The organism is Terribacillus halophilus (assembly GCF_900162685.1).
In the GTDB taxonomy this organism is placed as follows: Bacteria; Bacillota; Bacilli; order Bacillales; family Amphibacillaceae; genus Terribacillus; species Terribacillus halophilus_A.
In genome coordinates, this window is the sequence record NZ_LT727828.1 from 2384928 (window position 1) to 2407777 (window position 22850).

The 22850-nt window shown below is 42.7% G+C and carries 24 protein-coding genes; 5 read left to right on the forward strand and 19 right to left on the reverse strand.

The window, feature by feature from the left end; all coding sequences use genetic code 11:
* Nucleotides 1-218 precede the first annotated feature (218 nt).
* From B1K52_RS16750 to B1K52_RS16760, 3 genes are read right to left on the reverse strand one after another with little or no spacing between them, the layout of a single operon-like run.
* A complete protein-coding gene (locus B1K52_RS16750) occupies nucleotides 219-1103 on the reverse strand; it encodes a glycine betaine ABC transporter substrate-binding protein (protein ID WP_077310317.1) in 885 nt (294 codons plus the stop codon).
* Nucleotides 1104-1159: 56 nt separating this feature from the next.
* Nucleotides 1160-2014, reverse strand: coding sequence for an ABC transporter permease (locus tag B1K52_RS16755; RefSeq protein WP_077310319.1), 855 nt, complete (start codon nucleotides 2012-2014; stop codon nucleotides 1160-1162).
* Nucleotides 2007-3203 (reverse strand): quaternary amine ABC transporter ATP-binding protein, encoded by a 1197-nt coding sequence (locus B1K52_RS16760; RefSeq protein ID WP_077310320.1) that lies wholly within the window; start codon nucleotides 3201-3203, stop codon nucleotides 2007-2009. The genes B1K52_RS16755 and B1K52_RS16760 overlap by 8 nt, the downstream gene beginning before the upstream one ends.
* A gap of 310 nt (nucleotides 3204-3513) precedes the next feature.
* Here B1K52_RS16760 and B1K52_RS16765 point away from each other — a divergent pair, with 310 nt between their 5' ends.
* Nucleotides 3514-3987 carry a GbsR/MarR family transcriptional regulator gene (locus B1K52_RS16765; protein ID WP_077310321.1) on the forward strand — a complete coding sequence of 158 codons (474 nt, stop codon included), beginning with the start codon at nucleotides 3514-3516 and terminating at the stop codon, nucleotides 3985-3987.
* Here the strand turns inward: B1K52_RS16765 and B1K52_RS16770 are convergent.
* A complete protein-coding gene (locus B1K52_RS16770; protein WP_077310322.1) occupies nucleotides 3984-4331 on the reverse strand; it encodes a DUF1878 family protein in 348 nt (115 codons plus the stop codon). The genes B1K52_RS16765 and B1K52_RS16770 overlap by 4 nt on opposite strands.
* Nucleotides 4332-4505: 174 nt before the next feature.
* Between B1K52_RS16770 and B1K52_RS16775 the strand changes: the two genes are divergently transcribed.
* Both B1K52_RS16775 and B1K52_RS16780 read left to right on the forward strand, forming a co-directional pair.
* Nucleotides 4506-5042, forward strand: a complete 537-nt coding sequence (locus B1K52_RS16775) for a DUF3267 domain-containing protein (RefSeq protein WP_077310323.1) — start codon at nucleotides 4506-4508, stop codon at nucleotides 5040-5042.
* Between the two features lie 153 nt (nucleotides 5043-5195).
* Complete coding sequence (locus B1K52_RS16780) at nucleotides 5196-6074, forward strand: peptidylprolyl isomerase (RefSeq protein WP_077310324.1); 879 nt, start codon at nucleotides 5196-5198, stop codon at nucleotides 6072-6074.
* Nucleotides 6075-6095: 21 nt separating this feature from the next.
* Here the strand turns inward: B1K52_RS16780 and B1K52_RS16785 are convergent, their stop codons facing one another.
* From B1K52_RS16785 to B1K52_RS16820, 8 genes are all read right to left on the reverse strand, one after another.
* Complete coding sequence (locus tag B1K52_RS16785) at nucleotides 6096-6302, reverse strand: sporulation YhaL family protein (RefSeq protein ID WP_077310325.1); 207 nt, start codon at nucleotides 6300-6302, stop codon at nucleotides 6096-6098.
* Nucleotides 6303-6365: 63 nt separating this feature from the next.
* The gene (locus tag B1K52_RS16790) at nucleotides 6366-7631 is read right to left on the reverse strand and encodes an MDR family MFS transporter (RefSeq protein WP_077310326.1); all 1266 of its coding nucleotides are present in this window, start codon (nucleotides 7629-7631) and stop codon (nucleotides 6366-6368) included.
* A gap of 30 nt (nucleotides 7632-7661) precedes the next feature.
* Entirely contained in the window at nucleotides 7662-8609 is a 948-nt protein-coding gene (gene yhaM / locus B1K52_RS16795) for a 3'-5' exoribonuclease YhaM (RefSeq protein ID WP_077310327.1), read from the reverse strand.
* Nucleotides 8610-8680: 71 nt separating this feature from the next.
* On the reverse strand, nucleotides 8681-9229 hold the full coding sequence (locus B1K52_RS16800) for a GbsR/MarR family transcriptional regulator (protein WP_077310328.1): 549 nt from the start codon (nucleotides 9227-9229) through the stop codon (nucleotides 8681-8683).
* Between the two features lie 85 nt (nucleotides 9230-9314).
* Nucleotides 9315-12137 (reverse strand): AAA family ATPase, encoded by a 2823-nt coding sequence (locus B1K52_RS16805; RefSeq protein ID WP_077310329.1) that lies wholly within the window; start codon nucleotides 12135-12137, stop codon nucleotides 9315-9317.
* A complete protein-coding gene (locus B1K52_RS16810; protein WP_179106594.1) occupies nucleotides 12134-13363 on the reverse strand; it encodes a metallophosphoesterase family protein in 1230 nt (409 codons plus the stop codon). Before B1K52_RS16810 ends, B1K52_RS16805 begins: the two co-directional genes overlap by 4 nt.
* A 111-nt stretch (nucleotides 13364-13474) precedes the next feature.
* Nucleotides 13475-13828, reverse strand: coding sequence for a YlbF/YmcA family competence regulator (locus tag B1K52_RS16815; RefSeq protein WP_077310331.1), 354 nt, complete (start codon nucleotides 13826-13828; stop codon nucleotides 13475-13477).
* Nucleotides 13829-13900: 72 nt separating this feature from the next.
* Nucleotides 13901-15028, reverse strand: coding sequence for a DUF445 family protein (locus B1K52_RS16820; protein ID WP_077310332.1), 1128 nt, complete (start codon nucleotides 15026-15028; stop codon nucleotides 13901-13903).
* A gap of 92 nt (nucleotides 15029-15120) precedes the next feature.
* Here B1K52_RS16820 and B1K52_RS16825 point away from each other — a divergent pair, with 92 nt between their 5' ends.
* Nucleotides 15121-15999, forward strand: a complete 879-nt coding sequence (locus tag B1K52_RS16825) for a PucR family transcriptional regulator (RefSeq protein WP_077310333.1) — start codon at nucleotides 15121-15123, stop codon at nucleotides 15997-15999.
* A gap of 146 nt (nucleotides 16000-16145) precedes the next feature.
* Here B1K52_RS16825 and B1K52_RS16830 read toward each other — a convergent pair whose 3' ends face one another.
* From B1K52_RS16830 to B1K52_RS16855, 6 genes are all read right to left on the reverse strand, one after another.
* The gene (locus B1K52_RS16830; protein WP_077310334.1) at nucleotides 16146-16352 is read right to left on the reverse strand and encodes an alpha/beta-type small acid-soluble spore protein; all 207 of its coding nucleotides are present in this window, start codon (nucleotides 16350-16352) and stop codon (nucleotides 16146-16148) included.
* A gap of 90 nt (nucleotides 16353-16442) precedes the next feature.
* Entirely contained in the window at nucleotides 16443-17828 is a 1386-nt protein-coding gene (fumC, locus tag B1K52_RS16835; protein ID WP_077310335.1) for a class II fumarate hydratase, read from the reverse strand.
* A gap of 334 nt (nucleotides 17829-18162) precedes the next feature.
* The gene (locus B1K52_RS16840; RefSeq protein WP_077310336.1) at nucleotides 18163-19002 is read right to left on the reverse strand and encodes a M15 family metallopeptidase; all 840 of its coding nucleotides are present in this window, start codon (nucleotides 19000-19002) and stop codon (nucleotides 18163-18165) included.
* Nucleotides 19003-19126: 124 nt separating this feature from the next.
* Nucleotides 19127-19366 carry an IDEAL domain-containing protein gene (locus tag B1K52_RS16845; protein WP_077310338.1) on the reverse strand — a complete coding sequence of 80 codons (240 nt, stop codon included), beginning with the start codon at nucleotides 19364-19366 and terminating at the stop codon, nucleotides 19127-19129.
* Nucleotides 19367-19448: 82 nt separating this feature from the next.
* Complete coding sequence (locus tag B1K52_RS16850) at nucleotides 19449-20711, reverse strand: MFS transporter (protein ID WP_077310339.1); 1263 nt, start codon at nucleotides 20709-20711, stop codon at nucleotides 19449-19451.
* Between the two features lie 92 nt (nucleotides 20712-20803).
* Nucleotides 20804-21025, reverse strand: coding sequence for a hypothetical protein (locus B1K52_RS16855; RefSeq protein ID WP_077310341.1), 222 nt, complete (start codon nucleotides 21023-21025; stop codon nucleotides 20804-20806).
* 119 nt (nucleotides 21026-21144) lie between these two features.
* On the opposite strand from B1K52_RS16855, the gene B1K52_RS16860 reads away from it, so the two are divergent.
* Nucleotides 21145-22005 (forward strand): cation diffusion facilitator family transporter, encoded by an 861-nt coding sequence (locus tag B1K52_RS16860; protein ID WP_077310343.1) that lies wholly within the window; start codon nucleotides 21145-21147, stop codon nucleotides 22003-22005.
* A 42-nt stretch (nucleotides 22006-22047) separates the two neighbouring features.
* Here the strand turns inward: B1K52_RS16860 and map are convergent, their stop codons facing one another.
* Nucleotides 22048-22803, reverse strand: a complete 756-nt coding sequence (map, locus tag B1K52_RS16865; RefSeq protein ID WP_077310345.1) for a type I methionyl aminopeptidase — start codon at nucleotides 22801-22803, stop codon at nucleotides 22048-22050.
* Between the last annotated feature and the right edge of the window lie 47 nt (nucleotides 22804-22850).

Consider the following 22850-nt stretch of genomic DNA (forward strand, 5'->3'; position numbering starts at 1 on the left):
AAAATAAGAAGCAATTTTCTTATCGGTTCAAAAGCTATTCTTGTCCAACGGTAACAGCAAGAGTTGGAGAGGCAGCAAACGTGAAAGGACTGCATTAAAAAAGTATCGATGAATTAATCGTTGCTCATAAAATGTGTTAATCTTGTTCTGTCTGTCCCAGACGGTTTTACAAAATAAAAAACCTCTCCCGCATGGAAGAGGTTTCTCCAGTTATTCTATTATTTTGCTTCAAGATCCTCAATGGAATCTGCATCTACATAGTCAGGTACGACAAGCCCTGTTTTTGCACCTTCCAAGTTTGGTCCCAAGTCAACAACTTGGTCTTTGTATTGGTCATACAAGTCACCATGCGTTGTTGGAAGCCAAGCTGCTACCATTGCGTCTGCTTCACCTTGTGCAACAGACTGCCACATAACAGCGTTATCAATTGGCGTAATTGTTGTATTGAAACCTAGGTCATCAAGTACCACTTTCATAACGTTCGTAGAAGCTACCTCAGAGTCCCATTCTACGTATGCAAGGCTTACATCTCCGCTGCCTTCCTCTACGCCTTCTGTCCACTCAGCCACTTTGTCAGAGTTGTTGTCTACCCAGTTGCGAGCTGCTTCAGCTGGATCTGTACCATCGCTAACTTCCAGCATTACTTCTCCCATATCTTCGGTTGTCCAGTTAAACTGATCTAGCACTTTGTTAGCATCAGGCATATCGTCTGCAAAACCAAGACGTGTCATTGTATTGATTGTTTCTTCTTCACCGAAAGAACCTTTTGGATCTTCCAAATATTTCAGATCATATTTACTGAACATCCAATGTGGTGTCCAGCCTGTGATAATGATTGGTTCTTCGTCTTCAATAGCGTTGCCTAGCTCTGTCGCCATAGCACCGCTGGAAGATGGCTGCAATGTCCAGCCTTCTAGCGAATCATAATCTTCAATTGCTTTTTCTGTCGCTTTCATTACGCCGGCACCAGCTTCAATACCTGTAACCGTATAATCAACTTGTTCACTAAAGCTGCCAGAAGCAGAATCGTCATTTCCGCACCCTGCTGCTACCAATGTCAAAGCTAACCCTGCAGATACACCTAATGTTTTCCATTTCTTCATATAATTAAACTCCCCTTTTCTTACGTTTATTGAAAGCCTGTAACAGGCATTTCTACTTATTTAGATTTGTCTTTATAAACATTCTGCGTAAAGCGGTCGATGATGATTGCAAGCACAACAATACTTAGTCCAGCAACAAATCCCGGCCCTACTTGCGCGCGTTGCAGAGATGACAACACTTCGCGGCCAAGTCCAGGCGCACCGATCATGGATGCGATAACAACCATTGATAGTGCCAGCATGACTGTCTGGTTAATACCAGCCATAATTGTATACTTCGCCATCGGCAATTCAACTTTAAACAGTTTTTGCGGCCCGGTTGAACCAAACGCATCAGCAGCCTCTACTAATTCATCGGATACTTGGCGTATACCAAGGTTTGTAAAACGAACTGTTGGCGGTGTAGCGAAAATCAATGATGCAAATATACCAGGCACCACACCAATACTGAAGAATGCAACAGCTGGAATTAGATAAACAAATGCAGGCATTGTCTGCATAAAATCAAGTATTGGCGTAATAATAGCTTCAGCAATCTTGCTCTTAGACATTAAGATACCAATTGGGATACCAATGATGACACATAAAATACTAGCTGTTAACACGAGTGTAAATGTGTCCATCAATTCGCTCCATAACTCTTGATTCCATATGAAAAGCAGCCCGACAATACTGAATATCGCCAAACCAAACTTTTTCCCTGTCATAAAGAAGGCTAATATAGCGATTACCAAGATAAAAATGACAGGAGGAATTGCATCCAGGCCTTGCGTTACCATATCCATGAAATTCCCTAAACCATCTTTTATTGGGTCAAACAAAAAAGAAAATGTATCCGTTAATAAATCAACAAAATCACTTATCCATTCAGCTACTGGCAGCGATTTGACGTTCTCCATAAAATTAAGCATTCACGTTCACCTCACCCTCACCAGCAAGTGCTCCGATAACTGCACCTCTGACGATAATTCCTAATAGCTTGCCATTCTCCGTTACTGCGAGAGGAACTGGCGAATCATGGATAACAGCAAACAAATCATGCAGCTGTGTATCTTTCTCTACTGTCGGTACTTCACGCTGAATAATTTCCGATAAGTTCGTCACTTCATTTTTACGAGCTTCATTCGCTGCATCTGCCGTAATTATTCCCTGCAGCGTCCGTTTGCTATCGACAACAAAAATACTGGACAATCCAGCTTCTCGCATCCGTTCTAACGCAACACGCGGACCATGCTTATCGATATTAATTGTTTCTGGACGTTTCATAATCTGATGAGCAGTCAGTACTTTCGCACGATCTACATCCTCAACAAATTTCTCAACGTAGCTGTTAGCTGGATTCATGAGAATTTCTTCTGGTGTTCCGATCTGCACAATATTACCGTCTTTCATTAAAGCAATGCGATCTCCGATTCGAAGTGCTTCATCTAAATCATGCGTGATAAACAGAATGGTCTTTTTCATTGATTCTTGAAGATCAAGTAATTCATCCTGCATATCTTTGCGGATAAGCGGATCTAATGCAGAAAATGCTTCATCCATAAGTAAGACCTCTGGATCATTCGCAAGTGCTCGTGCAAGACCAACACGCTGCTGCATTCCTCCGGATAGCTGTCCTGGATACTGTTCCAGATAACCGCCCAAGCCAACTAGCTCCAAGGATTTCTTTGCTTTCTCCGCTCTTTCTTGCTTATCTACGCCTTGCACTTCCAGTCCATATTCCGCGTTTTGCAAGATTGTTCTGTTCGGGAACAGCCCGAAACGCTGGAATACCATGCTCAGCTTTTCACGACGCACACGGCGAAGCTCTTTTTTATCCATTTTCGCAAGATTTTCCCCTTCAATGAAGACATCTCCGGTTGTTGGTTCAATCAATCGGTTAATCAAACGGACTAAAGTGGATTTACCGCTGCCTGAGAGACCCATGATGACAAATATCTCACCTGCTTCCACTTCAAATGAAGCGCGATTAACCCCAACTGTGCTCCCTGTTTCTTTTAGTATCTCTTCCTTTGTTTTTCCAGACTCAGCCAACTGAAGTGCGGCCTTCGTATTCTTTCCAAACACTTTAGAGAGATTATTTACTTGAATGATTGGCACAGTATTCACCTCTTTTTCATTAGTTTTCTGTCATGTTCCTGTAACAATAAGGAACAATTACCCATTACTATGTTTCGACTCTATTAATTCTAAACATAAACTAAAAACAAATCAAACGTGATGAAATGTCATTACTGAACATTTAGTACGTACAGAATATACTGTACGCACTAAACGGAATGTTTGCTTTGAATTCCTTTGATTTACTCTATAATGCTTTATTAAGAGATATTTCCTTTCTGCAAAAGTTTCATGTAAGCTTTACCTACGGATTACATATATAAAGAAACAAAGGGGGGGACTCTGATAAATGAAAGCGCAAAACTCATTGTACGATTCTCTCATCATGGAATTAACGCGGACCGGAGAACTGTTCCGTTTGTCACCTACAGAAGCACGGCTGCTTGCCGTTTTATATGTAGAAAACTCTTCGCAGACATTAGATCAAATGGCTAATTTAATTGGAAAAAGCAAAACTGCTGTCAATATAGCTATCCGCAATTTATCTCACTTAGGACTTGTTGAACGAGTGTGGGTAAAAGGTGAAAGGAAGGACTATTATACTAGCGCCAATTCAGTATACAAGAAATTGATGACGCTTCAAGTAAAACAGTGGCATACGCAGACCACGCGGCAAGTGGAAGTGATGGAGCAATTCAAGCAGGCAATACCGAAAAATAATCCGCAACGGCTGCAGATGCAGGAGAAACTATCTGCCAGCTTACAATTTCACGAACAAGCAGCTGGTATACTCAAAAAAATAACCGCTATTAGCCAAAGCTAATAGCGGTTTTTCATGTCCAATAAGATCAGTTCATCTACCAGACTTTTGTATGTATCATCTTCTTTTTCCTCGCGAAGTGCCAGCAGCACTTCCCAATAATGAAGCTTTTCCGGCAGCATGCCGACAAATTCAAGTAAAAGTGACGTGTAATCAAGTAAGCCTTCCTCTTTTTGTTCCAGAAATAATTTGTTTAATCGCTGAAACAATTTTAAGACAGCAGCATACTCCTCCTCATTTACATTGCGTTCAATGAGAAGCTTCCGAAAAGGATATTTGTCTAACACACCCGTCTCTGCAATTAACTGCAAATGAAAAGACAGCGTACTCTTTTTTTCTTCCTCCATAAAAACGCTTCCTTTGTCTTTAAAACTGACCGAATTGTACGATCGTAACTTGTCCTTTTATTTTAAAGTAAATTTTCTAAGAAAGCTATTGATTTTCCCGTTAAAACGTACTAATATCTCTTAAGTGACGAAGGCTCACCGTATTTTCTAGTTGACCGAAGGGAGCTATGAACAATGAACTGCTGGAGAAGTGTCAACGTCAAGAAAGATCTAGGGAAACACCGCATCTTACTTGTCTCCACTCTCATAGGAATTCTAACATTCATTATACTTTATCCGATGCTGACGCTGATCCATCCTAATTTCAAGATTGAAGAAACACATTTATTGTTAAGCATGCTATCTATTTATATACTTCCTTTTATCCATAGCATCTCACATTTGATACCTTTTTGGATTACAAAAAAAAGTTGTATATACAAACTGCACTGGATTGGCCAGTGCTCGCCAATGTTTCATTTTAAGGTTAGAACGGAAACCAGCCGGCTTATTCCTTTCTTTTCTTTATTAATGCCGACAGTACTAATAACAATACCTTTGTTTGTAGCTGCTGTACTCTCAAGTACGATGCCGATTTATTTTTTGCTCCTTGTTAGTGTTAATGCGGCTATGACATTCTCGGATGCCTTCTATTTATGCAACCTGCTGCAGGCACCGCGTAAATGTGTCATTTCCGGCACAGAGAAGAGTTATGATATATTAACGAAGTAACGCTCCGCATTAGGAGCGTTTTTACATATGGAAAAACTGTGGAATCGCCCCCATAGGTTGCCTTTTCGTATCTAATATGTGATATATTGTCTTATGGGGAAACGGCGGACAAGCCGCCATTCAAATTCAAGTGGATTAGGAGTGTTTATTTACATGAAGAAATTGGCTATCGCTGCAGTATTCGCGACAAGCGTTGTCGCACTATCAGCATGTGGTTCCGGTGAGACAGTGGTAGAATCAAAAGCTGGGGACATTTCCAAGGAAGACTATTATCAAGAATTGAGTGGCAAATACGGCGAACAAGTATTGCAGACAATGGTACTTGAGAAAGCCCTTGATGATAAATACGACGTGGAGAAAGAACAGATTGACAAACAAGTGGACAAATTAAAAGATCAATATGGTGATTCATTTGATTCTGTTCTTCAGCAAGCAGGTTACAGTGATGAAGATGCTTTCCGCGAAAAAGTGAAAGCAAGCTTGCTTCAGCAAAAGGCTATTGCTGACGGTGTGGAAGTTACCGATGAGGAAATCCAAACTCGTTATGACCATATGAAGACAGATTTAAATGCGAGTCATATACTTGTAGCAGATGAAGATACTGCAAAAGAAGTGAAAAAGAAGCTAGACGACGGAGAAGAATGGGATAAACTCGTTGAAGAGTACTCTACAGATACTGGTACAGTTGAAGCAAAAGGCTCTCTAGACTGGTTTAGCGCCGGCTCAATGGACGCAGCTTTTGAGAATGCAGCATACGCATTGGATAAAGGCGAAATCAGTGAACCGGTGGAAAGCAGCTTTGGCTGGCATATTATCCGTTTGGATGACAAACGTGATACAGAAAATGAAGTTGGCTCACTTAAAGAAGAAAAAGAGCAAATCAAGACAGAACTTGCAGTTCAAAAAGTTGACTCTGCTGAACAGCAAGAAAAAATCAATAAATTACTAAAAGATGCTGACTTCGATATCAAAATCGAACAGTACGAAGATTTGATTGATAATATGACAGCTGCTTCTGCAACAGCTGGCTAATACAAGCAAAAGACCGAAACGTCATTCGTTTCGGTCTTTTTCATGTGTATTTATTTGTGTGTTCCGTTTAGCTCGCTCCTCTTCCATTCGCTCCATATAGACATTTCCTTCCCGCTCGATGAATTGCTGCTCTGTTTGGTAATCGTGCCGCTGCGTTCGGAATGCCATGAAGCCGCTGCCTATCATACAAAGAAAGACGAGCATGACCCACATCGGTATATCTGGCATGGTTTATTCCTCCTTGTCCTATTGGCTAATATCTATGCACTAGGACAAGCAATTATGTCAAAGTCAGGAAGAGGCTCGTTGTTCTTTATGATATCGTTTAAACATGGCTTGATACACGAAAGCACTGAGCAAAGCCAATAATGCAAGAATTGTAAATGTCAGCTGATAACTAATGTAGCTGACTAATACTAGGCTTAGAGGTGCCAGTAGCTTACCAAGTGTAAACCGCAAGCTTGCCGCTGAAAAATACTGCCCGCGGCTCTCTTCTGACGCCAATGTTGCTACAAAGCTTTCCTGCAGCCCAACTACCATCAGTTCTCCCATTGTAAACAGGACCATCGCAATGACAAAGATCCAGAAGCTTTCGGTCAAACCATATAACCAAATACCGGCTGCATACGCAATACTAGATGCAACGAAGACACGTGCAATCCGAAATTTTGTGACCAGTTTCGTTATATATACGGTAAGTAAAGCGACTAATAAGCCATTTAGAGCCAGAATAAGCGAAAATGCTTGCTTTCCATCTACTTGCATCCTAAAATCACCAATCGCAAAGACAGTCTGATTGTCTATAACCTCACTTGTATAAACAGCAATTAGAATATCCAGCTGCATGAACGTCTGTGCAACGAGGACCCCAGCAACAATAAAGAGCAGGAACGTTCGGTCTTGCGCGATAAGCCGATAAGTTTGCAGCTCCCGCCATACCGCCTTGTACCAGGTACCATGGTCCGCCTTTGCTTGCTTCTGTTCCGGAACAGTCTCTCTGATGAACACTTGCATAATGACGAATAAAATACTAGTAAGTACAAATCCAGCAAGAAGCATCTGAAACCGGTAAGAATAAAATAATATCGTACCAATTAGCGGTCCAACAACAACGGCAATATTAAGACTTGTATAAAAGACTGCAAATACGGAAGCTCGGTGTTTCTCCTTGACGACATCTGCCACCATGGCATGCGATGCCGGCCAATACAAAGCACTCCATATACCAAGAAAGCTAAATGCCAAGAAAGTTAGGGCTGATGATGACAGCCAAGGAGAATTGGCAAATGCAAACACCAGAAAAGTGATAGATTGACCAGCTACTGCAATACTCATCATCTTTCTCCTGCCGAAACGATCCGCACAATATCCTCCTACTAAGCTAGCCAGCACAGAAAGGGCTTGCGAAAACATGAGCAAGATCCCGGCACGTCCTTTCCCGAACGCGTCTTGAAAAAATATCGTCATGAATGGAAAATAAGCCCAAAACAAGAAATGCATCATCGCTTCTCCAAACAAGCGGATTTTCAGGTTACGATCCCAATCTTTCCATCTCATATTCTCCCTCTATTCTATTACTCTCTCTATTTACTCCCGCTCAAAAGCAGGCTTATAGAAACTGCGGTTCTCCATAGAAAAGATACGCTCAGAGAAATCTCCTGGCGCGACTTTATCCATCACCCGCTGCAATGTATTCATTTTTGCATCGATTAAGTCAATAATATGCAACAGCTCTGCCTCCCGGACAAGCGGCGGCTTTGGACTTCCCCATTCCCCTTTGCCATGGTGGCTCAAGATCATATGCTGCAGCACCATTACTTCTTCTGCTTCGATTTTTAGCTCTCGAGCAGCATTGGCAATCTCATCTGACATAATGGAGATGTGACCAATTAGCTTGCCCTCTATCGTATAAGATGGATTAGAGGCACCTGATAATTCCCGCAATTTACCGATATCGTGAAGGATGATTCCTGCATACAGCAAATCTTTATTGATTTCGGGGTAAAGGTTTTTTAACTCCCGCGCAATGCGTAGCATCGACACAACGTGGAATGCCAAACCTGACACAAATTCATGATGATTGCGAACCGCTGCTGGGAAAGCCAGCAAGTCATCCTGATAATTAGAAAGAAAGTAGCGTGTGATCCGCTGCAAGTTCGGGTTCTCCATTTCAAAGATAAAAGAAGTGAGTTCCTCTAACAGCTGCTCCTTCGAAAGCGGCGCTCGCTTAACAAAATCATGCGGATGCACGCCGTCGTTCGGCTCGGCCAGACGAATAGCTTGAATTTTTAGCTGCAGTCTGCCGCGAAATGCATTCACTTCACCTTGTACTTTTATTACCTGGTCTGCTTGATACCGCTGTTCATCAGCAGACGAAGCATCCCACAGCTTGGCTTCGATATCACCTGTATCATCTCCGAGTATTAAGGTAAGGAAAGCTTTCCCATTACTTGCTACGGCTTTGTCTGCCTGCTTAATTAGTAAATAGCTATCAAATTTGTCTCCTACTTGAAAATATCCAATTCCTTTTTTCAATGTCTTTCTCCTCCCTCATAAATACAGCCCTTACTATACTAGCAAGGGCGTTTACGTTTCTTTCCAATAGCTTATCTCTTTGGCGGCTTTGGAACGTACTTAAATATCTCTCCTGATTCTACAACATGTAAAAACTTCAGAAGCCATGTATAATAATCACAAGCATATAAAAGACGGTCTATATCTTGCTCAATTCTTTGACGAAGCTCCGCATCATCTGTCGATTCCTTCAGCTGATGCAGCTCTTCAATCGTCTCTTCTGCTTCTTCCAAGTTAGATTGTGTTGTTTTCTCCCATTTATTTCCAAATAGAGCTGTAAATGACTTGTACCAGTCTTCCTCTGATTTATATAAATCTTTGCGCATACCCTTCTTATAAGCAGGCTCCACCATCTTCATCTCTGCCAATGCACGTACGCCTGTGGACATGCTCGTTTTGCTCATTTCTAAAGCATCTCTCATATCATCCAGTGTCATTGGACGACCTGCAAAATACAGAGCTCCATATAGACGGCCAACAGATGAGGTAATTCCGTACAAATTCATATTCTTGGCGATGACTTGTATGAATTTTTCAATCGATTCCTCATACTTAGCCCAATTCTCTTCATTACTCGGCAATGCCCGTCCCTCCAGCTTACAATAATACAATTTTTTATCCTATAAGTTTACCATCATTGACGTTTTTTTGCGACTGCTAAAACGTTTACTGATACGTTTCTTGCATTTTTTTCAGGCAAAGCACTTTTGCTTGCTTGGATAGCTCTGCTGCAGGTTCTTCCCATGAGAATAAGATGAACTGCTGTGCATCTTTCTCTTCATGAAGGATGCTGTAAAACATTCCCCTTCTGCTCTGATCCGAGTGACTGAACGCATCATCAATTAATAATGGTAAAGTCTGTTTTCTTCCTATCTTCCTCGAAAGAGCCAACCTCAAACAAAGGTAAAGCTGCTCCACCGTTCCATTGGACAAAGACTCGACTGAAAATTCTCTGCCGTAACGGTTCTTTACAACTAAGCTCCCTGACTCTGTTAATATCAATTGCTCATAATGAGTAGTCACTTTCGAGAAAAGACGAGAAGCTTCCGATAATACGTCCGGAAATCTGTCTTCTTGAAATGCTCTTTTTGTTTGAAGAAGCATATCATATGCCAGTTTCCTTATCACCCACTTGCGACCAGCGGAGAGCAGCTCCTGCTTTTGATACTGCAGCTCATGATATGCACTTGAAGCAGCTGCATCTGATTCAATCGAAGCAAGCTTGACCTCCAGCATAGCCGCTTGCTTTCGACATGTATCTAACTCTTCTTCGACAGCCTCCAGCTTTGTCTCCAGTTCGGCAATCTTTCGTTCTGCTTCTTCCTGCAAGCTACTAGGCTCTTCTGCAGCCAATTCTTCCTCAGGCAGAATTGACCGTGCTTGCATGTTATAGTGCTCTAAATCTGCATCTAACTGTTTTCTTTTCAGATAAAGTTCCGATAAGTTCTGAAACTGCTTGTCGTTCTCTGCTCCGACTGCAGCAAGCAGCATTGCTTTTTGTTTTCTCAAGGGGTTGAGTTGTACTGCCAACGATTCCATTCGATGCCGAATGTCTGCTGCTTGAACTAGCAGCTGTTCTTTGCCATGCCTTAGCTTTCGCTGCCTTTCCAATACATATTCTGCTTCCTTCATAATCTCTCGCGCCGGTAATGATTCGGATGATCCGACGATTGCGCCTGCCTGTTCCACGACAGATGTGTGCTCGCGCTGCAGTTGTTCTAGCTCTTGATTTATTTTTTGTTGTTCTTGATCCATCTGCTCCTTTAATTCCCATTCTCGCGCTGCTTTTTCCCAGTCAGACAGCGGTATATCTTGCAAAAAGGGATATCGTTCCACGTGTGCCACTTCTTGGGCATGCAATTCCTCATACGCGAGAAGCTGCGTTTTTTGCTCCTGCTGCAGATCAGCAAGCTGTATTTCCAAAGGATGACGCTGTTCCTCCAACTGACGCCACCTGAGCCGCAGCTCCTGCTGCTCTTTTATCTTTTCCTCCACGTAGGAAGATATTTCTGGCTGAACATTTGCTTTTTTCTTCTCCAGCCGCCAAAGCACTAATGCACTACCAAGAAGAATAATACCACTGGCTGCCAAAATCCAGCTAGTCATTATTATTCCGCTTCCAGCAAGCAGAACAGACAAGATAACCTGCAGTTTTATTGCGAAAAGTTCATTTACATTTGGAGAATGTAGTTTGTTATTGTCTCTCTGATCATGCAGCAGCCGATATTCCTTCTCTGGAATAAGGTTTTGCTGCAGTCGTTCTTGAAAAGTATTAATTTTGTCTATTTCTTGCTGCTTTACCGTGACCGCTTTCTCTGTACGTTCTCGTTCTGCGTTGTGAATCATGACTTGTTCGTGTAGAAGCCGCCACTGATCTTTTGTATCCGTTCTGTATATATCACCGGTGAAACGCTCCGGATATGCATAATGAAGATTCATAGTACTTGCTTCCATCTGCAGATTAGCTGCTGTTTCCTGCAGTTTTTCTATGCGCGCATACTGTCCTCGCCAGTCGGAGCGCATCATCAGTTCTTGGAATTGGTTATATGCGTCTTCTTCAATCTGCTGCTCTTCTATCGAGAGCAATTCTTTGTTCATTCGTTCCGCTTCTTGCTGCTTTACATGCTCTTGCGCTTCTAATGGCTGCAATTGGGTCTGCAGTTCTTGCATACGTTTTATTCCATCTGGCGGAAAGGCTTCTATATGTTCTAGTTGCCGTAATTGCTCTTTTGAAAAAGCGGCTTTCTTTAGCCAAGGAACAGCTAGCAAATATTGTTTTTGTACAGGAATTTGTCTGCGCAAGTCTGCTTTTTCATTTTGCAGTTCCTCAATTCTAGCTGCTGTTTCCTGCAGTTTTTCTTTGTCTGGCAAGTAGGACTCTTCCTTATTGTGCAGTTCTCGTACATGTTGTTCCTGTTCAGCAAACGCACGCAGCATGGTATTGATTTCTGGTTTTCTGCCTTGTGGGCGATAGAGCTGCTGTAAATCCTGAAGCAGCTTCTTCTCTAATTTATGAACCGCGGCTGTGCCGGCCTGCCCTGCTTCAAGCAGAACTCGACCTAGCTGTTCTTTATCTGTAAGCTGCAAAGATGACAGTGTTTCTGTGTCCAGCGTAAATACTTGCTTGTATACGGCAGCATCAAGCCCGCCAAGCTGCCGCTCCAGCCACTGCTGATCTTTTTGGTCCGCTTTTGTATAACAAACTGCTTGTCCATTATGTCGGTCTTGGATGCGTTCCACCACAACTTCACCTTCCGGAAAGAGCAACTTGAGCCTGCCGCCTGGTGTCCCACCTGTCCTGGGCAGATACCGCTGCAGCTCTCGTGGACGCATGCCGAAAAGCATATAAATGAGAAAAGCTTTAAAAGTTGATTTTCCTGTTTCGTTCTCACCATGCACGATGACAAGCGATTGGTCTAAGAAGTTGAAAGTAAAATCATGCAGTTTACCAAAATCATAAATATGTCCGCCGCTAATACGCATGTTCATTCTACCTCCATCACAGTTTGGAGCAGGAGCTGTTTTGCTTCTCCTACCAGCTCCTGCATCTCTTCTTCGGTATATGCATGCTTGATTTTTCGGAACTGACGATTAGCCATGAGCTCATGCAAGCTGCGTTTGATATCCTCCATCTGGTACGAGCAGGAAAACAAGGCGGCGGTAAAGTCATCCCGTTCCAAGAGCTGCTCTTCATCTAATTCAAATTCAACCTGCACTGTAAACCCTGCAAGTACCGTTAACCTGCCAAGCTGCATTTGCTGTTCATTGACCATATCAATCAGCTCCTCCAGCTGATTCTCCTGCTGCCATTTCACAAGCGGGTTGGCAGCTTCATGAAAATGTACATATAAGACCACCTGTCCGTACATTTCCTCCCATGCGGCACTCGCTTCCATTAATTTGGCTTCTGCTTCATATAGTTCCCAGGCTTCTTTGACAGAAAAGGTTACTTCTTCAAATCGGATAGCTTGTAAAGGAAGAAATGTCAGGGTGCTGGACTGTCCTTCCAATTCGACTAAATAACAGCCTTTCTCGCCTGTCTCTTTACGATGTCTACCTTGGATGTTACCCGGATAAATAATTGGCGGCTGCTCTGTCAGTATTTCTCGTTTATGTATATGACCCAGCGCCCAATAATCAAAATCGGCTTGTTTTAAGTCCTCTATCGTAAAAGGTGCATAAACATCTTCTGGGCCGCCTGTCATAATGCTCCCATGCAGCATGCCAATCTGATACATATTATCTCCCACAGATTGGTACTGTTTGCTGACCCTCGTGTTCACATGGCGGGCTGTATAACTGAAGCCATGAATAGCTGCTGCGGGTACTTTGTTTTTCGAATGGATGAACGTTTCTACTTGCTCTGATTGAAATATATGCACATTGTCCGGATACATCATCACCGGTTTATTCCCTGTATAATCATGATTGCCGTATTGCATGTACACATCTATCTGAGCAGCACGCAGCTCCTTGCATGCTTCACGCAATGCAACCAACGCCTTCAGCGATTGCCTGTTAGAATCAAAAATATCTCCGGCCAATAAGATAAAATCAACTTTATACGATATAGCATATTGTACAAGTCGTTGTAACGCTTCAAATGTACTTTCTTGAAGACGCGTTTTCATCTCAGGGTGCGCAGCAGTCAATCCTTCCATTTTGCTATCCAGATGCAGATCAGCGGCATGGATAAACGATAATTTTGGCGGCATAGACATCCCTCTCCGTTTTTATTTCTATAGTAGCATGCACAATGTGCGAATGCACGTTCGGTTTGTAAATATAAAAGAACTCCTTACCGTTTTGGTAAGGAGCTCTTTACATTATTGCTCTTCTGATTGACCGTAAAGCTCTTCAAGCGGCTTTGTAATAATACGGCTGATATCATTGATTGCAACATTCAAACGTTGTTCTTGTTCCATCAATTTTGCAATGGATTCGTTTTGCTGTACGACTTGTACAACGCTTTGTGCTTGCTGTACTTCTTCTTCTGTGATTTCTTGTCCTTGCATTTGCTTCTGCTGAAGTTCCAGCTGAACATTACGGAAGTTCTCGAACATCTCTTTAGAAGAAGAATCGTTCATTACCGTATCATAAGCGGCTTTCAAGCCTTGGAATTCTTCACTTTCACGAATTGCTTTCTCTAGTTCATACGCATGATCGTACATATTAGCCATGGGTACGTACCTCCTCAAATTTACTCAAGTTCCACTATAACAAACAAGCGAACCGCTGTATAGTTCAAGCTATCAGACAAACAGCGCGATAATGCCTTGGACAATGCCGATAATACCGCCTAACAGAAAACCAAGATAAGTGATTAGTTTGAACTCCCGCTTGGAAATCGCCAGCACAAGGTCTTCGACACGATCCAGCGGAAAACCAGACACTTCTTGTTCAACCATCTTGGCAAGTTCCAGCTGCCCCATAAGAACTGGCACCTGTCCTGCTAAACGCTCAAGCAATCGTTGAACGAGCAGCGACACTTTTTCTGATAACACATTGTCTTGAATTGGCTTTGTATACACGGAAACCGGTGTATTAAGTAACCGGTCCAATGGAATAGCGTGCGCAAGCAGCTGCTTTATCCCTTCTTCCACTGTATCTTGTCCAATTACATTCGTTACATCATTTATCTTTCTGTTTAGCAGTTTATCCATTTCACCGGCTAGCAACTGTTGCAGCCAGCGATTCGTGCCCTCAGACCCAACTGACTCTGTAATAACAGGCTGGATTTTATCTGCGGCACTTTCAGGGTCCATAAAGGAAGATAGCATACTGCCGAGAAACCCTCTTCCTTGCAAGAAGCTGCGAACAAGTTCCTGTATTTTTCTGCGGCCATCATAGCTGTCTACATAGGAAAGCAGCATTTGTTGAATATGAGAAGCAGCGTGGGCTGCTGCAGCTTCTTTCCTTTGCTTTAGTTCTTCAGGAAGTAAACTGCTCAGCTCCTGGTCACCATGCAGATACAGCTGTTTACTTACAAGTTTTGCCGCACTTGTATAGAGCGTTTCAGCTTTTAGCTCGACGTTGATATCTGCAAGCAGCTGTCTGATGGTCTTTTCGGAACGAAGGAAGCGAAGAACCTCTCGCTGCACCCCTGCGTCCACTTTGTTTTGAAAATCTTTATCGCGCAGCTTCGCCTGCATGCCTGCAGGTGTAAGCAGGTGCTCCACGACCGTTTTCCCTAGGGAACGCGCTAAATCATCCCTACGTTTCGGAATCAATCCCGGTGTAAACGGAAGTCTCCATTTCCCTATATAAATGGCGCGATGAGGCTTGAACAGCATCTTGATCGCTAAATGATTTGTGATTCCCCCAATCAGTGCTCCCACGACCGCCATAGATAATATCAACCAAATATCTCCACTATTCATGTTTTATCGACCTTTCTGTTTTCTTCGGTTTTAGTATAATACAATTAACACCAATTACAAAGAAACTGTCTGTATGAATAGGAGAGGTACATATGCTGGATGAACTGGAAAAAATGATTTCGGGCATCATAAGAGCTGCTAGTACGGAAATGCTTGATATGGAAAATTATCATTGGTTTCGTTTGGAAGATGGTGAAAGTATTGGTTTCCCAGTTGAGCAGCTGAACGAACGAGAACTCGCTTTACTTCATCATCTCGGTTCTCCCATTACCATTCCGCGAGGATCAAGCAGAGATACAGACTGGTACAACCTGCTTCACGGCATAAAAGACACAAACAACTTTATTGCAGACCCGCTGTATGCTAATGGCTGCCGGTTTATTTTCTTTCATATTGATGGCTACATTGGTGCTGATGTTTTCAGAGAAGCGATGGACAGTCTGACCGATTATCCGCTTGCATGCGTTTGGTATAATCGCCAATCCGGAATGTTGATTGAAAGCCGCCAAAAAGAGTCTATCTCGTATGAGGAAGTGGTGGATATGGTGATGTATGATTTATCCGTTTCTCTCCGCCTCTTTGTGAGTCCGTGGCTTGCTTCTTTGGAAGATGCACCTGCTCAATATACGTGGCTGCATTCGGCTTATAAACAGATACCGCTTCACGCAGCCAAACATGTCCTTCACTTTCACGATAGCATTCCGCAGCTTATAAGTACGCTGCTGCCAAATGCAGATCGAAATTACATCATGCAGCATATTCTGCAAGGTTTAGATGCAGATGAGGAACTGTTGCGGACAATAAAAATGTATTTCGCCTGCAACCAAAATCTTACCTTGACTGCTAAAAAGCTGTTTATTCACCGAAATAGTCTTCATTACAGATTAGATAAACTAACAGAACGCACCGGACTTGATATTCGAAAATTTCAAGATGCATTTGCTCTTTACTTCGCCATTCAGAATATGTAAAATTGTCGGTTGTTTAGAAAGCTCTTTAGATGACACTGCCACCACACATGCAAAGTCTTCATGCAGTTTCGCACAGAAAAGTAAGCAGGTGTACCCCACAAGAAAGGGACACCTATTAGGTGCCCCTTTAGCCATTCGATATGAAATTAGAATTGTTGTCCGCCGTTAAGCTGCTGCTGCGCAGTAGCTACAAGACGTTTCGTGATTTCTCCACCGACAGAACCGTTTGCACGGGATGTTTCGTTACCATCTAGAGAAACACCAAATTCTTGTGCGATTTCGAATTTCATTTGATCAAGAGCTTGTTGTACGCCAGGTACTAGCAATTCGTTTGAGCTGTTGTTGTTCGCCATGTTTGTTCACCTCCTATGCCTATAGTTTGAGCAAGAAGGTGTTTTTTATCAGGCTTATATAATGGAACTACTGGCCAAACATGGCAATTCTTATTTCGGGTACGTCATCTCTTCTGGTTTGATATAAGATTCGAATTGTTCCTCTGTCAAAAGACCGCTTGCCACAGCCGCTTCTTTTAGCGTTGTATTCTCCGCAAAAGCTTTTTTGGCGATTTTAGCTGCATTCTCATAACCAATATACGGGTTGAGAGCAGTTACAAGCATTAAGGAATCCTGCAAATTCTTCGCGATCTTATCTCGATTTGGTTCCAATCCTACGACACAACGATCATTAAAGGAAAGCATACTGTCCGCTAAAAGCTGTGCAGATTGAATGAAGTTATAAGCAATAACAGGCTTGAATACATTCAATTCGAAATTACCTTGGCTTGCTGCAAATCCAATTGCTGCATCATTCCCCATCACTTGCACCGTTACCATTGTAACTGCTTCGCTCTGTGTTGGATTCACTTTTCCTGGCATAATTGAACTTCCAGGCTCATTAGCCGGAATTTCAATTTCACCAATACCGCAGCGTGGGCCGCTCGCCAGCCAGCGGACATCATTGGCAATCTTCATCATATCGGCAGCCAAACCTTTCAGTGCACCGTGTGCAAAAACGATTTCATCATGGCTTGTTAGTGCATGGAACTTGTTTTCAGCAGAGCGAAAATCTTTTCCTGTAGCAGCAGCCAATTCTTGGCACACCTTTTCTGAAAACTCCGGATGTGCATTCAATCCCGTACCCACAGCCGTTCCGCCAATAGCCAGTTCTTGGATGTACGGGAGACTTGTCCGAATCATCTGCTCCGATTTTTCCAGCATTCGATGCCATCCGCTAATTTCCTGTCCAAGTGTAAGTGGAGTTGCATCCTGTAAATGGGTACGTCCAATCTTGACAATATCCTGGTACGCATCAGACTTCTCTTTTAATGTCGTCTTCAACTGTTTCAGAGCAGGCAGAACTGTATCTTCCAACTGCGTCACAGCAGCTATATGTAATGCTGTCGGATACGTATCATTGGAGCTTTGCGATTTGTTAACATCATCATTCGGATGAAGCCTTGTATCCTTGCCTTGTTCCTCCAGCCACTTATTGCCTACAAATGCAATAACTTCATTCACGTTCATATTAGACTGCGTGCCACTGCCCGTCTGCCAAACAACAAGCGGAAAATGGGTATCCAGCTCGCCAGATATAATTTGATCAGCCGCATAACCAATTGCATCGCTTTTATCTTCCTCTAAGAGACCGAGTGCACAATTAGCTTTTGCAGCACTTTTTTTTAGCAAAGCGAAAGCGTATACAATTTCTTTCGGCATTGTTTCCGTACCAATCGGGAAATTCTCTTTACTTCGCTGCGTTTGCGCTCCCCAAAATTTATCAGCTGGTACCTGGATTTCACCAATCGTATCTTTTTCTACACGAAATTCCATTATTACTTTCCCCTCTCCAGAACTTGATTTTAAGTCTCTTACTTTCTTCATCAGACATCCTTATTGTATCAAATAATCTGCATTTTTGCGGCTTCTGCGACACAAGGTTGTGTATCTTTTCATTTTTGAAAAAATTTAATAATTTCCCTACCCATCTTTCTTACAATGTGTTAAAATCGAATTGAATTAGTACACAGATTAGTTAATCACGTGCAGTATTTACAAGCACAAATGGACAAGTAAGTTTTAGGCATCCTTATGCCGCTAAATTAGTATGTGACCTCCCATCACATAAATATGGAGCCACCGCCTTCTTCAAGGCAGTGGCTCTTTTTCAGCTCTTTAAGTCAGATTTCATTTGAAAATGTTCCTCTAATGTTACGCCCTCTTCCTGTATCTGTTTTGCAAGATCTTTTCCAACGTAGCGGATATGCCAAGGTTCATAGCTGTATCCTGTAATGTCTGTTTTCCCTTTCGGATAGCGCACGATAAAACCATGTTCATAAGCATGATCCGCCAGCCATTTTCCTTCATCCGTATTAATAAACGTCTCTTCCAGCGCAAGTGCCATCTCCGCTGATGTTAAATCGATCGCCAAACCAGATTGATGCTCACTGCGGCCTGGTCTTGATGACACTTTATCTGTTTCTTCCTGGCCTTGTGTAGCGACGTTATTTTCATAAATCTGCTTCTGTCTCGCTTCTGAGCGATATCCGCTTGCTGCTACAAGATCCATTCCATCTTTCTCTGAAGCAGCGAATAGTTCCTCCAGGGCAGCGGCAGCTTCTTTACGCATCTTTCTTTTCTCCAGATGTTCGTTAAAGTAAAATGGTACGTTCGGCTCCACGAGATCCTTTGGTGCCCATCCATCCGGGAACTGTCTTGTTTTGTTAACAACCACTTCTATGCTATCCGGATTATCAACTGTTACTGGTTTTTCAATTGTGCCAATAACATCGTCTGCTTCCTTCTGATGCTGATCCGGCTTCGCTTCTGCAGGTTCTTCCTCAACAGCTGCTTCCTCTTCCTTTGGCTGCTCTGCTTGTTGATTCTCCGTCTGATTCTCTGTTATTTTCGTTTCGTTCGTATTTTCTTTCTGGCTTGTTTGCTGGTCTTGACAGCCAGCTGCTACGAGCACGGCACCTAGTACAGCAAACAACATCAAACGCTTCATTTCGAATTTCTCCTCTGTGTTACTTCTATTATAAAATTAATTATAGCATAGCCATACGTTTATTTCGCACACAAAAAGACCCGTCTTGTCCACTGCAAAACGGGTCTTCTTAGTTTTTATATAGTCATTCTAATGTGTAAGGTCGGTACGCGGCACTTAATTCGTTAAACAGCACTTGGTTGTTTTGATCAATACTGTCATTAATTTGGGCTTCCAGTCTGTTCTTGTTCCAAGTAAAAAGAAATTCATCCAGCATAAGTTTAGCAGCAAGTTTCACTTCAAACGCAATCTCTCGTTTAGCAGTTACATAAGAACGCTTTCTGTTCGTTCTTTGCAGACGGTAGACAACTTTATGCTTTTTCATGGAACGATTCCCCCTGGTTCCTTTTTTTCATTATGCTGGATATACATCAATTTTGCAACAATTTTCTGACTTGTTCGTTAAATTAATGTAAATGCGGAACTGGTTGGTGCTTATGATTCTTTGGATCAGGGGGTTTAATGAATTTCAATGTTAATAATGCTGCAAGAAAAGCTGTACCGCTAAAAGTAACAATCAGCCAAATAAGGTCTGTTTTTAAGAGCAAAGCAACGACTGGCGGGCCAGCAGCTACGCCGACATAACGCATCGCACTAAATAGGGCAGTAACTGTTCCTCGTACGTCTTTTTCCATATTGCTTGTAATAAGAGAATCCAGACAAGGTAGGCCTGCGCCAATTCCAATACCAGCAATAAGGAACACAGCCATCATGAAGACGACTCCTTTTGAAAAGTATAAAGCGATTGTAACTACTCCTGCACAAACAATGCCGGTAAACGTAATCCACTTCATCAGTTTGCCGTTGCTTTTAATCCACTTCCCTGTCAAATATGATGCTAGACATAGCGCAGCAAGCGGAATTGCCAGTACTGCCCCTTTCACGATACCATGCATTCCATATTTCTCTTCTAGAACTGTACTCAAGTAGAATAGAATACCAAAAAGAATAAACATAAGAATCGCGCCTATAAGGAAAATCGCTGTTAACCAGCCGCCATGCTTATGAAACGTTGCTTTTGTGCTTTTAAGGAACGTTTTAAAGTCATTTCCCTTCTTGTCATCTTTCGGCTTTTTAATGAGAAAGAGAACGAGGACAAAAGAAATAGCGCAGAATACAGGAATTGCATAAAAAGGCAGATACCAGAGAAAACCTGCCAGAAGCGCTCCCAGTACAGGACTCAGCACCTTTCCCAAAGTATTAGCAGTTTCGACTATACCAAGTGTAGCACTGACATCTTCTTCTTTTTCGAACATGTCTCCAACAAGCGGCAGTACAACTGGCGCTGCCCCAGCCACGCCTACCCCTTGCAGTATTCGGCCAATCATAATCCAAAGGTACGGGTTTTCACTGCCTACCGAAAATATCCCAGCAATCAGCCCTCCGGCCCCGGCAATTATCAGGGAAGGCAAAATCACGACCTTACGCCCAAATCGATCGGATAAAAAACCAGCAACTGGGATGAAAATGATGGCTACAATTGAATAGAATGTAATGATAAAGCTTGATTGTAACTTGCTTATCCCCAACTCTTCCTCCATTAATGGAAGGACTGGAAGCAGCATGGAATTTCCGAGTGTCATAATCAGTGGAATGGATGCCAGCGCAACTATTGCCCAGCGCATGTTTTTTGGTGAACTGCTGTTCGATGTCTTTTTGGTTGTTGCCATGAACTTGTCTCCTGCCTTTCGCAAACTACTCCTATCGTTTGCAAAGCATGCACTTTTTATCCAAATAAAAAATCCCTGCACGGTGGCTGGGATTAATTTGCCTGCAGCAGTTCAGCATTATCCAGATAAGTCCAATAACAATTGCGCCAGCCCTGCTCCCTGGCCAGCATGTCAAAACTCTCTGCATCACTCCCATAGAAACGAATGATTGCTTGCTCGGGAGTAACTTTCCCGGGGTCGATAATAATATCCAGTTCTTTGTAAAAACGCATCCCTTCCAAGCTGCCTTCAATAATAACTTTTTCCTGGTTCATTTTTTTCCAACCCCTTCGTATATTGATGTAAATGAAGAATATAATGTATTATCTTGTACCCATTCTGGACATGCAGTAATCTTTCCTGCCCCGGAATGAGATCGGAGGAATCTTTACATATGGGCCAGTATGATAACCTTAAAGCAGGCGAGAGAGGAGCAATGCTTAGCATCGCGGCTTACTTGGTGCTTTCATTTATTAAATTACTCGTTGCCTACATCGGAGATTCAGATGCCCTGCTGGCAGATGGCCTGAATAACACAACCGACGTTGTTGCTTCTGTCGCTGTACTGGCCGGATTAAGAATCTCACGTAAACCACCTGACTTGGATCATAAGTATGGACATTTCCGTGCAGAAACGATTGCTTCACTTGTTGCTGCATTTATTATGATTTCTGTAGGTCTTCATGTATTACTTGATACACTTGAGCGGCTAATGCAACCCGACTACGTGCAGCCGGATATGCTGACAGGCTGGACTGCTATAGGATCAGCAATGGTCATGTGGGCGGTATATCGCTACAATCTTGCGTTAGCAAAGCGTATTCAAAGTCCAGCTTTAATGGCTGCAGCGCAAGACAACCGTTCGGATGGAATGGTTAGTATTGGCGCGTTTATCGGCATTTTTGGAGCCCAGTTCGGTTATTATTGGCTAGATCCACTGGCAGGATTCATCGTTGGGGTTTTAATTTGTAAAACAGCATGGGATATTTTCTATGATGCTACGTACTCCCTTACTGATGGTTATGATGTGGACAGGTTATTACAAATACGTCATACGATTGTGCAGGATGAGGATGTGTTGGAGGTCGTAGAAATAAAGGCGAGATTGCATGGAAATCAATCTCTCGTTGATGTAATTATCCGAGTAGATGCCTCCCTCAATGTTGCCCAAGGACATGCCATAACTGAAAGACTGGAAAAGCTGCTCGCTAAGAAGCATGATATTTTCCATACATTGATTCATATCGAACCATAGAAAAAAGCCTATACCGTTTACTGGTATAGGCTTTCCATATCTTTATTCCTCATCTTGATCTGTCAGGATAACAGGACCATCTTTCGTAATGACAATCGTATGCTCGTACTGAGCAGACAGAGACCCATCAACGGTACGCGCTGTCCAGTTATTATCATCCATTTGACTGCCCCATTCCCCGATATTAAGCATCGGTTCGATTGTAATAACCATGCCTTCTTTCAAGCGCGGGCCTTTATTCGGCAAGCCAAAATGCGGGATATGCGGATCTTCGTGGATAGTTGGCCCAATACCATGACCAGTAAAGTCACGTACGACAGAGTAGCCTTCTGCTTCTGCATATTGCTGGATTGCATGACCAATATCCCCAATGCGAGAACCAGGAAGTGCCTTCTCAATTCCTTTGTATAAAGAATTCTTCGTTACTTCAAGCAAACGCTCCGCTGCTTCACTTACTTCTCCAACCGCGTAAGTCCAAGCAGAATCAGCTAATCCGCCATTCAAGTTTACAACCATATCAATTGTTACAATATCTCCATTGTTCAATGGCTCGTTTCTCGGAAATCCGTGGCAGATTTCATCATTGATGGAAGCACATGTTGCATAAGCGTAGCCATTGTAGCCTTTCTGCTCAGCAGTAGCACCATGCTTTTCCAAATAGCTCTCTACAAATTGGTCGATTTCCATCGTTGTAATACCGGGTTTAATCATATTGCGAATTTCTTTATGAATAGCAGCAAGCAGCTTGCCCGCTGCTCGCATCATTTCTATTTCACGCGCACTCTTACGATTAATCATTCGTTTCTCTTCCTTTCTGACGACAATGCTTCCTAATCCATTATAGA